Source organism: Streptococcus oralis (assembly GCF_001579175.1).
GTDB lineage: Bacteria > Bacillota > Bacilli > Lactobacillales > Streptococcaceae > Streptococcus > Streptococcus oralis_O.
In genome coordinates this window covers 197,219-211,529 of the sequence record NZ_KQ970759.1, presented here as the reverse complement: position 1 = coordinate 211,529, position 14,311 = coordinate 197,219, and the positions used below count along the sequence as shown (strand labels likewise).

Sequence of the window (14,311 nt, the reverse complement as noted above, 5' to 3'; positions counted from 1 at the left end):
TAAAGGAAATCATTCCCCCACGACCAGTATAGAGAACTTCCTTGACTGCAGGTGAACCTTTCAGATAGGCCACAATTTCTCGCGCATTAGCTGTCGAACGCTCCATGCGCAGAGACAAGGTCTTAAGACCACGAATCAACTGATAACTATCAAACGGCGACAAAACAGCACCTGTCGTATTGAGATTATAGAAAAGTTGTTCATATAGTTCTAAACTATTAGTCACAACTACCCCAGCCAAGACATCATTGTGCCCTGCTAAATACTTGGTAGCTGAATGAAGGACGATATCTGCTCCATCTTCAATCGGACGTTGGTAAATTGGGCTGTAGAAGGTATTGTCCACCACTACCTTGGCACCCTTGTCATGAGCTAGTTTTGCAAGTTTTGCAATATCAAATTCCAACATCAAGGGATTGGTTGGCGTTTCGATATAGAGAACATCCACATCCTTTTCTAACTCAGCAATCAATTCTTCTTCTGTATTGGCATAGGTAAAATGGAAACGGCCTTCTTGCTCCACTTGGTTGAACCAACGGAAAGAACCACCATAAAGATCTCGCACAGCCAAGACTTTACTTCCTACTGGAAAGACGCTAAAGGCCAATACAATCGCAGCCATACCTGAACTCGTCGCTAGTGCATAGTCTGCTGCTTCAATCGCTGCCAAGACTTCCTCCGCCTTACTACGAGTTGGGTTTTTAGTACGAGTATAGTCAAATCCAGTAGACTGGCCAAACTCTGGATGCTGATAAGTGGTTGAAAAATGTAGTGGCGTCACCAAGGCACCTGTTGCCTTATCTGACTTGATTCCGGCCTGGGCCAAAATTGTGTCAATGTGTCGTTCTTTGCTCATACAATACCTCCAAATCTATAGTAACTATTGTATCATTTATTTTCACCAACTCATTTTCTTCTTTTCAAGAGCTAGTTATAGTTTCAAACTATATAAAAACGATAGTTCCTTGAGAAACTATCGTTTTTCCTGTTGAATAGACTGGTTATTTAACGTGTTTTGCCAGTTCTTCTTGGGCTTTCTTATTTGATTCTTCTTTTTCTTTCAGCCATTTTTCTTTAGCTTTTTCATACTCATCAGCCGTTACAGTCTTATCTTGTAACTTGAGGTACTTGTATGATTCGACACCCTTATTTCCAGCTTGTGAGAATGGCGCTGAGAATGGAACTGTCTTTCTCAAGCCAGGTGTTCCACCTTGGGAAACGTTTGGAATAGCAAGAGCGCTATCAACGAGCCAAGCTTGAATTTCAGCATATTTTTCATAACGTTTTGCTGGTTCTTGCTCCTTGTTCGCTTCTTCTAGCATTTGAGTGTAAGTATCCAGACCAACTGCCTTAGCCTTGTCATTGACCTCACCTGGTTCTAGACCAATGTTTTGCAACATACCACCGTTATTGACATTCAAGATATCAAGATAGCTTGATGGATCCAAGTAGTCCGCACTCCAACCCCCATTATAGATATCAAAGTCTTTTTGAGCTGCAGTTTGAGCTAGGTAAGTAGAGTTGTCAAAGTCATCTGTTGATAGCTGTTGGATATCGATAACCACATTCTCAGCTCCTAGAACAGATTCGATGGATTGTTTCAAAGAACTTGCTTCAAGTACACCTTTTTTAGCTGATTGGTCAACTGTTACATCCAAGTGGATTGGGAATTGCACACCCTTGGCTTCCAATTCTTTCTTAGCTTCTGCAAATTTAGCCTTAGCTTTGTCAGGATTGTAGTATGGGTCTTGCGCATCTGCAAAGTTGATTCCTTGCCATTCTTGGCCATAGTTGACCATCTTTTCTGAAACAACATCGCCAAAGTCTTTTCCGTTAATGCTTACAAATGTAGGAGGTACCACTAGGTTACGAATAATCTTCGTTGCTCCTTCTTCCCCTTGAGATTGAGCTCCATAGGCTGTACGGTTATAAGCATAGTTGAAGGCTTGACGGAAGTTTTTATTCAGAACTGCTTCTTGAGTTGATTTCTTTTCGATATCTGAGGATTTAGATGTGAAGTTATAAGATTTTCTGTCCAAGTTGAAGTTTATGTAATAAGAAGTTGCATTTTGCATACTATAGATGATGTTATCCTTGTTCTTCTCTTTAATTCCTTCAAAGCTTGAGCTATTTGGATAGAGACGCGCGTAGCTGTAGACTCCTTCTACAAAGTTACGTGCTAGGGCATCTTGGTCACTACCATCATAATAGGACAATTTCACATCATCCACAAAGACATTTTTTTCATCCCAGTAATTTGGATTTTTCTTGAATTCGATCACAGATTTTGAAACAAAAGATTTCATTAAGAAAGGTCCATTGTACAAAATGCTAGAAGGATCTACCTTACCAAAGTCATCCCCTTTTGATTTCAAGAAATCAGCATTGACTGGGAAGAGAATAGTCGAGGTTGTCTTAGAGTTCCAGTAAGGTTCTGGTTGATTCAAAGTATATTGTACCGTCTGATCGTCAATCGCCTTAACACCAACAGTTGAAAAGTCAGTTGTTTTCCCATTAATGTAGTCATCCAATCCTGCAACTGATGCTTGGACTAGATACAAGGCCTCCGATTTTTTATCAGCTGCGTATTTCAAACCAGTCACAAAGTCTTGAGCAGTAACTGGGGCATATTCTTCACCCTCGTACGTATACCACTTAGCGTCCTTACGAAGTTTATAGGTATAGGTCAAACCATCCTGAGAAACGGTCCAGTCCTCTGCTAAAGATGGAACATAGTTTCCATATTGGTCATTTTCCATCAAACCATCAACCAAATTGGTAACAATATCATTGGTTGTTGCACGGTTTTCAGCCAGATAGTTCAAACTAGATGGATCACTAGAGTAAACATAGTTGTATGTTTTAGATGAACTTGCTGAGTTCCCACATGCGCTTAGTAGGATACCTGCGCTTAACACGACACCTGCCAGTGTCAGATACTTGGCCTTAGACTTTTTCATTTCCAGAACCTCCTGTTTTAAATATTTGTCTTATTATACAGTTTTGGTTTTATTTAGTCAAGCTTTTTTTGAAGAAAAAGTCAAAAAACATATTTTTTTGCTACTAATTTTAGAAAAAGTTCTACTTTTTTAATATTTTGAACAATAAAACAACCTTTCTTTAATAGAAAGGTTGTAATTATAACTTTTATTTATAAATCATTTACGATATTTTCAATCGTGTCCGTAGTCGGTCTGCTTGAGCTTTGCCAATTATCTTGTCCAAGAGTCGTGTCCGTAGGCTCATCAAACCATACAGACCTCCTCCAAACCCTCCGATGAGAGCCACATAAAGGAAACTCCAGAAGCGTCCACTTGGTTGGAAGATAAAACCGATTAGCCACTGTATGAAACCAACTAAGATAAACATGACAAGGGTCAAAATAGTAATCAAGATAGTTCGCTTCAAGATAATCTTTCGACGAGCACCCGTTACTTGGCAGATATCTCGGTACATCAAGACATTTGGAATGATTAGCCCGATAGTTGTTGAAATCAAAGGACCGTAGCTGTGGAAAATAGCTATACTTGGAAGTTGCAAGACGAGCTTGGCAAGGGAACCATAGATAAAATAAAGAACTGCCTTGCGGTTGCGGAACATAGCCTGAAGCATAGGAGACAAGACCATATATAAGCCTAGGATAGTAGACTGCAAAACCGCAAAGATAAATAATCCCATAGCCAGACTATCTGGCTTACCATAAAAGACTGTGTAGAGCGGTTCTCCTACCATGACAACTCCAACCGTTGCTGGTAGCAAGAATAAGAGGAGCATGGTCATACTATCTTGCACTAGGCGAGCTGCTGCCTGCAAGTCACCTTTTACATAGTTCTCCGTCAAAAGTGGCAAGCCAACACTACCAATGGAAACTCCTACAGAGATTAAAATCATGGTAATTTTATTCGGATTGGCAGAGAAATAAGAAAACATAACAACCAAGTCTTCATTGCTGTAGTTGGTAAACCAAGTCATACTTCTGATAAAAGTCATCTGGTCCAAGATTTGGAAAAGCTGGATGGCTGATCCTGTCAGAATAAAGGGAATGGCTTCCTTGATAGTATCGACTAAGAGTCGCTTACTATTGATTTTATCCCGTGTTTCAAATACTCTTTTGAGCAAACCTTCTTGGACTAGGAAGTAGATCAGGACTGCAAAACTAGCCACCATCCCCACAAAAGCCGCAAAGGTCGATTGGGTAACTGCTGCTAGGTAGTCACCAGAACCCATCTTCATAATGAAGAAGGTCGCCATCAACATCCAGATGACACGAATCACCTGCTCAGCGATTTGGCTCATAGCATAGGGTTTGAGGTTGTTCATCCCTTGGAAGAAGCCTCGGATGACGCTCATGGAAGGGAAAATCAAGACCGCCCATGCCAAACTCTGCATGATAGGTATCAAGTCTTTCCCCACACCTGATAAATCTGCTAACCAAGGAGAAAAGAGATACAAGACCAAGGCAAAGACCAGTCCCAAGCCCGTCATAAAGCCTAGGAAACTCCGAATCAAGGCAAAGCTGTGTTCTTCTTCTCGCATGGTATTGTATTTAGCTACTTGTTTAGCGACCGCAACTGGGATACCCGCTGTTGAAATCAGCAAGAACCAAGCATAAATATTATAGCCCATAGTAAAGAGTCCATTTGCCTTAGCGGCATAAGTCCCCATCCAGATATACCAGGGAATAATATAGATAGCACCAAGGAGGCGACTAATAAAGTTACTAGCTGTTAGCCAAGCAGTCCCTCGCAACATCTGGGCTTGCTGGTGATTGTTTTCGTTAGACATAGCTTCCTCATTCAATTTTGATAACTAAGAAAAGTTCCTTATCTTCCATTATAAACTTTTCCTTGTTACTTGTAAAATTCAGACTTTCGGTTTACAATAGAAAGTATGATAAAGATTGAAACCGTATTAAATATTTTAAAGAAAAATGGTCTCTTCCGTGAGATTATCAATCAGGGAAGCTACTACTACAATTACAGTGATGTCGATTTTGATAGTATCAGTTACGACAGCCGTAAAGTTAAAGAGCGAAGCCTATTTTTTGTTAAGGGAGCTTCTTTCAAAAAAGAATTCCTCCTCTCCGCTATCTCACAAGGGCTGGATTGGTATATAGCTGAGCAAGACTACGAGGTCGGTATTCCTGCTATTATCGTGAACGACATTAAGAAAGCCATGAGTTTGATTGCCATGGAATTTTATGGTAATCCACAAGAGAAACTCAAAATTCTCGCCTTCACAGGAACCAAGGGGAAGACAACTGCAGCCTATTTTGCCTATAACATCTTGGCTCAACATCATCGCCCAGCTATGTTGTCTACTATGAATACAACCTTAGATGGTAAGACCTTCTTTAAGTCTGCTCTCACAACTCCTGAAAGTATCGATCTCTTTGATATGATGGCTCAAGCTGTTCATAACGGAAGAACCCATCTCATCATGGAAGTCTCCAGCCAAGCCTATCTGGTTAAGCGAGTCTACGGCCTCACTTTCGATGTAGGAGTGTTTCTCAATATCAGTCCTGACCATATCGGTCCGATTGAGCATCCTAGTTTTGAAGACTACTTCTACCACAAGCGTCTCTTGATGGAAAATAGCCGAGCAGTTGTCATTAACAGCGACATGGACCACTTTTCTGTCTTGAAAGAGCAAGTTGAACATCAAGACCATGACTTCTATGGTAGTAAGTCGAGTAACCAAATCGAGAACTCCAAAGCCTTTGGCTTCTCAGCTACAGGAAAACTCGCTGGCGATTATGATATCCAACTCATCGGTCACTTTAATCAAGAAAATGCAGTCGCTGCTGGACTTGCCTGCCTTCGTCTAGGTGCTAGTCTAGAGGACATCCAAAAAGGAATCGCTACAACCCGAGTTCCTGGACGTATGGAAGTCCTCACACAGAAAAATGGTGCTAAAGTCTTCATCGACTATGCCCACAACGGGGACAGTCTGAAAAAACTCATCAATGTAGTTGAAACTCATCAGACTGGAAAAATCGCTCTGGTTCTCGGTTCGACTGGAAACAAGGGGGAGAGTCGTCGCAAAGACTTTGGTCTCCTCCTCAATCAACATCCTGAGATTCAAGTCTTTCTCACAGCTGATGACCCCAACTATGAAGATCCTATGGCGATTGCAGAGGAAATCAGTAGCTATATCAGCCATCCTGTTGAAAAGATTGCCGATCGCGAACAAGCCATCCAAGCGGCAATGGCCATCACTGACCAAGAACTCGATGCCGTGATTATTGCGGGTAAGGGTGCTGATCGCTACCAAATCGTCAATGGAGTGAAAGAATCCTACCCTGGTGACGCAGCTGTCGCAGAACGTTACCTATAAAATCAAAAAATCAAGGGAAGTTTTCCCTTGATTTTTTTAGTCTTCTTTCTTAAATGAGTTTTTAAGACCTTCAACGGCACCTTCTACAGCACCTTTAGCATCTTCAACAACTTCTTTTGCTTTGGCAACTGTTTTTTCTACAGCACCTTCTGCTTCTGTTTTGCTATCGGCAGTAACTTTACCAAATCCTTCTTTGATAGCACCAGTTGCTTGTTCCAATTTATTTTCAAGTGACATAGCTCTGTCTCCTTTTGTTTTAATACGATAATGGTTATCGCTTACATTAAGTTTATGCTTATTCTTTAGTAAAGTCAAACAATCTGCTCAAAAGCAAATAATTAAGTCAAATAGAAAGTCAACCGTTCCTTGTCAAAATCAACAGCCAACTCATACTTTCCTTCTTCGTTTTGAACAATATAACCCAAGACGACTAAACTCTCAACGAAGATATCACGCCGTTTCTGAATTAATTGATCTTTTTTGAGAAATTTCAGTAAAAAAGTCGTCATATATTTGAGAGCATACTCAGGATTGACATCTCCCAAAATGGCATAGAGTTCCTGCTGTTTTTCTGTTAAAGGATATTGATTCTTGACCTTATAGAAATAATTAGACAGGGTCATCTTTTCTCTAGCAAAATCCGTAGATTCGACTAAAATAGCTGCATTGGTTTGATTGCGCAATTCTGTCTCAAAAGTCTTCTCTAGCAAGGCTTGATAGACTGGACTGTCCTCTCTGATAAAAATTTCTTGGTCAAGGGCTAAATCATCCGTAGATTCTAAAAAAGGGAGATTGAGAAAATAGCGTTTGTTTTCCCTTCGGATCAAGCCTACCTTAATATACTCTTCCATGAGTTTATCAACTGCCACATCTGGAAACTGAGCCTTGATTTCCCGGAGGATTACATCATCATGCTGGTCCAGATAGTCCACCAAATCTATAAAAAATGGCTGTCGAGTCAAACGAGAGGGATTAAAAATCTGAATCATGAAGATTCCTTTCTTTACATTCTAAAAGAGGAGATTCTGCCAACTGACTGGGATTGGTCCCCGGCTGGTTCAGAGGCACAGGAAGTTCGAGTTTCCTGTAATATTCCCACCAAAAATCACTAATCTCCTGCTTCCCGTCCCCAAATTTCATGGGAATAGTTTCAAAAATCGGTAGGATTTCAGCGATGTACTGAGAGCAGTAAAAGCCAGACCCATCTGGATAAAATGAGCTATTATAAGGAGCACCTAGATGCTGGCAAGCCTTCTTCTTTACCAAGTCAACTTCCAGCTCTGGGTAGGCATAAAGATCATAGAGATGAGTCGGTTCAAAAAATTCTACTGGTTCTTGACAAATAACACCTGCTTGCCCACTAGCATGATAGATCAAACCGTCTAAAAAGATAGCTACATGACTATAGTTTCCAGTCGAAGCTTGGATGGCCTGCCCCATATCTGAAAGATCCTTCACAAAAATCAAGTCACCATTTTCTAACATCTTTCTCTCCTAGAAAAAAAGGAGTCGAAACCCCTTTAGCTATAAGGAAACTAACGTTTCCTCATTTCAACTATCACTCAGACTATTAGCCATTAAAGCTTTCTGTCAACTGAGGGACCACTTGTTTCTTACGTGAAACGGCACCTGGAAGGAAAGCATGGTTGTTTTCAAGTTTGAAGTTAAAGGCTGCTTCGACCTTGTCCATGTTTGATCCAAGAGCTAGAATTTCAGAGTTTGAGTTGACAATGTCTGTAATCATCAAAACAAAGTCAGAGTAGCCGTTTGCAGTATTGGCAGCTTGAATAGCAGCTTCGATTTCTGCTTGGCGTTCCAAGACTTCAGCAATATCAACTGTGTTTACTTGAGCAACACGAACCTTATTTCCGTTGAGTTCAAAGGTCTTAGCATCGATATCAATCAATTCTTCAGCAGATTTGCTTGCCAAGTTCGTACCAGCCTTGAGCATGGCAAGACCGTACTCTTCCAAGTTCACGCCTGCTAATTCTGCCAATTCTGGTGCAATGACTTTATCAGATGGGTGAGTTGTTGGTGATTTCAAAAGAAGGGTATCTGAAATCAAACCTGAAAGCATCAAACCTGCAATTTCTTTAGGAACTGCCACACCATGTTCTTTGAACATACGGTAAACGATAGATGAAGCTGATCCAACTGGTTCCAAGCGCATGTAAAGTGGGCTTGCAGTTTCAAAGTTAGCCACACGGTGGTGGTCTACAACACCGTAAACTTCTACTTCAGCGATATCTGAAACAGACTGTTGGAATTCATTGTGGTCAGTCAAGATGACTTGCTCTGCACCTTCTGCTTTAGCAGATGTGATGACGCGTGGTGCTTCTACACCAAAATAGTTCAAAACAAAGGCTGTTTCTTCATTAGGAGTTCCAAGTGCTACTGCTTCTGTGTCCAATCCATACGCCTCTTTTGCAAGATAAGCAAAGGCTACAGATGACCCGATGGCATCTGAGTCTGGATTTTGGTGACCAAATACTAGAATCTTAGACATGATAATACCTCTTTAAATTTATTCATCTTATTTTAGCACTTTTTTCCTCTTTTGACAAAAGTAAGAGGAGTCAAAGGACTCCTCATTAGACATCAATATGGTTGACTAGATTTTTCTCTTGATTTTCGGATAAAAATCGTTCTTTCTGTGGACGTTTCTTTCGTTTGAGGAAAGCTTCGGCAGACATGGCTTCTTCCTTGCTGGTAAAACCCTCTACATAGATGAGTTTGACTGGCAAGCGAGCTCGGGTATACTTGGCTCCCTTACCACTATTATGAACGGCAAGGCGCCTCTTAACGTCTGTCGTATAACCAGTATAGTAAGAACCGTCACGGCACTCCACCACATACATATAGGCCTTATGATCCATAGTAAATCTCTCGAATTTCTGGCGTATAGGAACCATCGTCATTGTGAACAATGAGCGGTGGCAAGACCTTGAAGCCACTAATAGATCCATCTTTGATTGCTTCGATTAAAAGCATATTGGCTTCCTTCTCTCGTTTAGGATAGACAAATTGCAGGCGCTTGGGTGCTAAATTGTGGCGTTGAAGCATTTCTAGAATATCCAAAAGTCGATCTGGACGATGAACCATGACAAAACGGCCATTAGACTTGAGAATACTCTGAGCACTTCGACAGATTTCCTTAAGATTAGTCGCAATTTCGTGTCTTGCTAGGAGATAGTGTTCACTCTCGTTCAGATTAGAATGCGGATCCACCTTGAAATAAGGCGGATTGCACAAAATCATGTCCACCTTACTTCCTTGGATATGAGCAGGCATATTTTTCAAATCATCGCAAATAACCTGCATCTGCTCTTCCAAGCCATTCAACCGAACCGAACGCTCTGCCATATCCGCCAAGCGCTCCTGAATCTCCACAGAGAGAATTTTTGCCTTGGTACGACTACTTGCAAAAAGTCCAACTGCACCATTTCCAGCACAAAAGTCCACAATTAAGCCATTTTTAGGAAAGCGAGGAAAGCGTGACAAGAGAACACTATCCACCGAATAGCTAAACACTTCTCTATTTTGAATGATCTTGATATCTGTCGAAAAGAGCTGGTTGATTCGCTCTCCTGATTTTAATAATTGTTCTTCTTTCATACTTTTATTATAACAAACGATGTTAATAGCACAAATATTTTAGATAATCGTATTATGGCTTCTTCTTTAAATGCTCTAATGCCTCGCGCGTCCAAACAGGCATCATTCGAGCAAGGGGCGCAAAACCGTGCTTGATTCGATCATTTGAAAAACGTCTCCGTCTTGGCAATTGATGTTTTTCTTCCTCCAAAGTACGGATAGAAAGACTGGCTTTTCCAGTGTATTCGTCAAAATCCACCACCTGTACTTGAACCTCATCACCAATTTTTAAAATGTCATAGATATTCTCAATAAATCCCGTTCGGATTTCCGAGATGTGAATCAGCCCTGTCACCCCTGTCTCTAACTCGACAAAGGCACCATAGGGCTGAATTCCTGTAATACGCCCAGTTAGCTTATCACCAATTTTCATTCTAGTCCTCAATTTCAATCGTTTCAATTACCACATCTTCAACTGGCTTGTCCATTGCACCAGTCTCAACAGCTGCAATGGTATCTAAGACAGCAAAAGATGCTGCATCTACCAATTGCCCAAAAACAGTATGGCGGCGGTCAAGGTGAGGAGTTCCACCTTGCTCTGCATAAATCTCAGCGATTGGTTCTGGCCAACCACCACGCGCAATCTCTTTCTTAGAGTATGGCAAGTGTTGGTTTTGCACGATAAAGAACTGACTCCCATTTGTATTTGGACCAGCATTGGCCATAGAAAGAGCGCCACGAACATTATAGAGTTCTTCTGAAAATTCATCTTCAAACGCTTGACCATAAATTGACTCTCCGCCCATACCAGTACCAGTTGGGTCTCCACCTTGAATCATAAAGTCCTTGATGATGCGGTGGAAAATCACACCATCATAGTAACCGTCTTTTGAAAGCGCAACAAAGTTTGCTACTGTTTTGGGAGCCTGCTCAGGGAAAAGCTTGATACGCAAGTCTCCGTGATTTGTCTTAATAGTCGCCAACGGACCTTCTACTGTTTCAATGTCTACTTGTGGGAAATGCAATTCTTTTTCTACCATACCAAATCCTTCTAAGGCATCAAAAATGCCATCATCTTCTACTGTTTTTGTAATATAATCTGCTTTTTCTTTGATTTTTTCATGGGAAATTCCCATGGCAATGCTAATTCCTGCATAATCAAAGAGTTCCAAGTCATTGAGACCGTCTCCAAAGACCATGACATTCTCTGGTTTCAAGCCTAAATGCTCCACCACCTTGGCTACACCTGTGGCTTTTGAACCTGAAATAGGCACGATATCAGATGAATGTACATGCCAACGCACCATGCGAAGTTTATCCGACAAAGAATCTGGCAAGTGTAGGTCATCTCCTTTATCCTCAAAGGTCCACATCTGATAAATCTCTACTTTTTCATGAAAATCTGGATCCACATCCAAGTTCGGATAGATGGGATCAATCGCCTCACTGATCATTTCTGTTCGAGTGGAGAGTTTAGCAGCATGACTGCCAACTAAACCATATTCAATCCCCTCTTGTTTTGTCCAAGCGATGTATTCTTCCACATCTTCTTTAGCAATCTGATGCTGATAAATGATTTGACCTTTTTTATCTTCAATATAGGCACCATTTAAGGTTACAAAAAAGTCCGGCTTGAGGTCTCGAATCTCTGGAACAACACCGAAAATACCTCGCCCAGAGGCAATACCTGTTAAAATCCCTTTCTCTCGCAACTGCTTAAAAACAGTGGGAATTGTCGCCGGAATAAAACCCGTCTTTGAAGTACGCAAGGTATCATCAATATCAAAAAAGACGATTTTAATCTTCTTTGCCTTGTATTTTAATTTTGCATCCATCTCTCTACCTCTTTTCCATCACTCTTTCCATTATACCATAAACCTTAGGAAATTCCTTTTTTGAAAAAAGATGAAAACCTATCAAAAAGAGAGCCAGTTGAACTAGCCCTCTCTTATCATCCTAGAACATCTCTAGAGCAATCATAGTAATCATCGTCGCATCATAGTAGCTCTCTAAAGGTAAATCTTGTGTGAAAATGTATTTATTTTGCTGAAGAAGTTTCAGATAGCCTTCTCCCTTGTCAGATGCATAGGTAATCGGGGCCAAAAAACTACCTGCCTGGTATTGATTGAGGGCCGTTCCGTTCAAGTCATAACCAGCATAGATACGTTGTTCTTTCATAAAGAAATCCATCATCTTTTGAACAACTTTTTGACTTCTTTCATCTTGACTTTGAGACAAGTGATAAGGCAAACGACAAGCATTATAAGAATAAGCTCCATCGTATTGAGATTCGATTGTGTTAGCATCAACAAGACGCGCGCCTGACTTCTCAGCCCAGATAAAGTCTGGCAAGAGACCCGTATCAGAATAAGAACTAATTTGCTCCAGTTGCCCAAGCATCTTATCCTTAACATCTAGCCATTGTTTATCACCAGTTAGATTATAAAATACTTGGAAATAATGAGGTAGTGTATCAGATGTTCTCATCAGATAGTAAAAATCTGAATTTTTTTGGGCCCAATTTCCTACTTTTAGAACACCGGTCTCCTCATTATAATTAAATCGAAGAATATCAATCAAGATACTTTTGGCTTGTCCTTCATATTCCTGAGCCTTATCTGGCCACTGCTTGGCAGCTTCAATTAAAGAATAAGCGATATAGAGATCTCCATCAGTTGCATTTTGTTTCTCGACCGTTTCGCTATCATTTTTGATTACTTGCTTCCAAGACATCAACTGCGTCCCCTCGATACGATGATTTTGGTAATAGCGATAAAGATTCTCAAAATCTGCTTGTGTCGCTTGCTCTTTTTGGGCTGCTAAAACCGTTATGAGCATGCCATAACTTTGGGCTTCAGATAGAACTGTTGTTCCCTCCGAATCATTCGTCGTACGGACATAGGACTGATTTCCCTTAGTCACAAGAAACTGTTGGCTCCATTGGCGGTAAATACGATTGCGCATCTCGACTTTACTCCTTCCTCTTGCCAAAAACAAGGTTAAACAAAAGATAGAAAGGATGAGCACAAACCATACATATTTTAATTTATTCGTTTTCATAAATCCTCCTATCCTGCAAATCGCTTGGTTTTAACCCACTTGGTTTCTTTTCGTTTGAGTACTTTGTCCAGAACGATTGAAGAAATGGAATCAATGGAAACAACGATAAACATCTGTGCATAAGTGAAATAGGCAGCCAAAGCTAACCAGATTTGCTTTGTCGTCGCTTGTCCAAACTGACTTGCTAATGCCGTCATAATTTGCATCAAATAGAGACCAATCATGAGAATCCAGTTGAAGAGCATGAGCTGGGCAATGTAGATATTGTCCGCATCAAAAGCGAACGGAATCCTGATATCTGGGAAGAATAGGTTAAGACAGATTGCTAGCACATTCGCTAGGAAAATCAAATCTGATAAAACAATGGCAAAGTTAAACCAAAAGAAAACACACGAATAGTTAAAAACTTCTAATTTAACACGCCAGTTTGCTCTGCCAAATAAATGCTTAAAGTTTGAGAGAACAACTTCATAATTTCCTTTTGCCCAACGTTTTCGTTGCATATAGTAACTCTTTAAAGTCTCAGGTTCTTGTTGGAAAGCCTCTGAGTTATAAGCAAGGGCGATCAATTTACCACTCTGCATGATTTTGAAGGAAATATCGGTATCCTCAGTCAAGGCACCATTTTTCCAACCACCGATACTCTTTACAAAGTCGGTTTGAATGATAAAGTTGGTTCCTGGGATACGACCAATTTTAAAGAGATGCCACATCCCAACATGGTGCACGCGCTGAGTAACAACGATTTCTTGGTTGATACAACGTGTCAAGAAATTTTGATTGGCATTTCGAGTCTTGTTTCGACCGAAAGATGCCACATGGCGTTCAGGGTCTTTCATCACTTCTTTGACAAGGAAATAGAGGGCATTTTTTTCAGGCATGGCATCCGCATCATAGACACAGATGTATTCACCTGTTGCCATCTCCAAAGCATCGTTTAGAACACCTGCTTTTCCTCCCGTACCAGTACGGTCGATAATAGTCAGATTTCTTCCTGCATATTCAGGCAGGGCTTGTACAGACAAACACTCTGCATAGGTATTATCAGAACAATTATCAGCAAATAAGAGCAATTCCATACGGTCATGAGGGTAATTCATATCGAGGATAGCCTTCGCTGTTTGAGCGATAACCACATCCTCATTATGGGCTGGCACGACAATCGTCACCTTAGGATAATAAGGTAATGGCGTCGTATCCACACGAAAATCGCTATGTTTAAACCAAAAGTGTACTGCCGAAAAGAGAATTACCAAGCCCCATGCTAGAGAAATCCAAATTGTAAGCAAGGTAAAAATCATTAACATTTGACTAATCATGA

At 40.7% G+C, this 14,311-nt stretch carries 14 protein-coding genes; 1 reads left to right on the top strand and 13 read right to left on the bottom strand.

Features of this window, described 5'->3' with window-relative positions; translation table 11 throughout:
- The 3 genes from SORDD24_RS01080 to SORDD24_RS01070 all read right to left on the bottom strand — a co-directional run.
- On the bottom strand, positions 1-856 hold an 856-nt coding region (locus SORDD24_RS01080), incomplete at its 3' end, for a PLP-dependent transferase (protein WP_231082636.1).
- A 145-nt stretch (positions 857-1,001) separates the two neighbouring features.
- Complete coding sequence (locus tag SORDD24_RS01075) at positions 1,002-2,960, bottom strand: peptide ABC transporter substrate-binding protein (RefSeq protein ID WP_061406739.1); 1,959 nt, start codon at positions 2,958-2,960, stop codon at positions 1,002-1,004.
- A gap of 202 nt (positions 2,961-3,162) precedes the next feature.
- Complete coding sequence (locus SORDD24_RS01070; protein WP_061406738.1) at positions 3,163-4,785, bottom strand: putative polysaccharide biosynthesis protein; 1,623 nt, start codon at positions 4,783-4,785, stop codon at positions 3,163-3,165.
- 105 nt (positions 4,786-4,890) lie between these two features.
- On the opposite strand from SORDD24_RS01070, the gene SORDD24_RS01065 reads away from it, so the two are divergent.
- Positions 4,891-6,336 carry a UDP-N-acetylmuramoyl-L-alanyl-D-glutamate--L-lysine ligase gene (locus tag SORDD24_RS01065; RefSeq protein ID WP_061406736.1) on the top strand — a complete coding sequence of 482 codons (1,446 nt, stop codon included), beginning with the start codon at positions 4,891-4,893 and terminating at the stop codon, positions 6,334-6,336.
- Positions 6,337-6,372: 36 nt separating this feature from the next.
- Here the strand turns inward: SORDD24_RS01065 and SORDD24_RS01060 are convergent, their stop codons facing one another.
- The 10 genes from SORDD24_RS01060 to SORDD24_RS01015 form a co-directional block, all read right to left on the bottom strand.
- Positions 6,373-6,573: a CsbD family protein gene (locus SORDD24_RS01060; RefSeq protein WP_000051181.1), complete on the bottom strand. Its 201-nt coding sequence runs from the start codon at positions 6,571-6,573 to the stop codon at positions 6,373-6,375.
- 101 nt (positions 6,574-6,674) lie between these two features.
- Positions 6,675-7,325 carry a DUF1803 domain-containing protein gene (locus SORDD24_RS01055; protein WP_061406734.1) on the bottom strand — a complete coding sequence of 217 codons (651 nt, stop codon included), beginning with the start codon at positions 7,323-7,325 and terminating at the stop codon, positions 6,675-6,677.
- The gene (locus SORDD24_RS01050) at positions 7,309-7,821 is read right to left on the bottom strand and encodes a YiiX/YebB-like N1pC/P60 family cysteine hydrolase (RefSeq protein WP_061406732.1); all 513 of its coding nucleotides are present in this window, start codon (positions 7,819-7,821) and stop codon (positions 7,309-7,311) included. The genes SORDD24_RS01055 and SORDD24_RS01050 overlap by 17 nt, the downstream gene beginning before the upstream one ends.
- 85 nt (positions 7,822-7,906) lie before the next feature.
- Positions 7,907-8,842 carry a manganese-dependent inorganic pyrophosphatase gene (locus SORDD24_RS01045; protein ID WP_061406730.1) on the bottom strand — a complete coding sequence of 312 codons (936 nt, stop codon included), beginning with the start codon at positions 8,840-8,842 and terminating at the stop codon, positions 7,907-7,909.
- Between the two features lie 85 nt (positions 8,843-8,927).
- On the bottom strand, positions 8,928-9,212 hold the full coding sequence (locus SORDD24_RS01040; RefSeq protein ID WP_061406727.1) for a GIY-YIG nuclease family protein: 285 nt from the start codon (positions 9,210-9,212) through the stop codon (positions 8,928-8,930).
- Positions 9,202-9,951 (bottom strand): tRNA1(Val) (adenine(37)-N6)-methyltransferase, encoded by a 750-nt coding sequence (locus SORDD24_RS01035; RefSeq protein ID WP_061406725.1) that lies wholly within the window; start codon positions 9,949-9,951, stop codon positions 9,202-9,204. Before SORDD24_RS01035 ends, SORDD24_RS01040 begins: the two co-directional genes overlap by 11 nt.
- Positions 9,952-10,003: 52 nt before the next feature.
- Entirely contained in the window at positions 10,004-10,363 is a 360-nt protein-coding gene (locus SORDD24_RS01030; RefSeq protein ID WP_000689618.1) for a S1 RNA-binding domain-containing protein, read from the bottom strand.
- 1 nt (position 10,364) lies between these two features.
- Complete coding sequence (locus SORDD24_RS01025) at positions 10,365-11,765, bottom strand: bifunctional Cof-type HAD-IIB family hydrolase/peptidylprolyl isomerase (protein WP_061406723.1); 1,401 nt, start codon at positions 11,763-11,765, stop codon at positions 10,365-10,367.
- A 121-nt stretch (positions 11,766-11,886) separates the two neighbouring features.
- Positions 11,887-12,990: a glycosyl hydrolase family 8 gene (locus tag SORDD24_RS01020; protein WP_061406721.1), complete on the bottom strand. Its 1,104-nt coding sequence runs from the start codon at positions 12,988-12,990 to the stop codon at positions 11,887-11,889.
- A gap of 8 nt (positions 12,991-12,998) precedes the next feature.
- A complete protein-coding gene (locus SORDD24_RS01015) occupies positions 12,999-14,309 on the bottom strand; it encodes a glycosyltransferase family 2 protein (RefSeq protein ID WP_061406719.1) in 1,311 nt (436 codons plus the stop codon).
- Between the last annotated feature and the right edge of the window lie 2 nt (positions 14,310-14,311).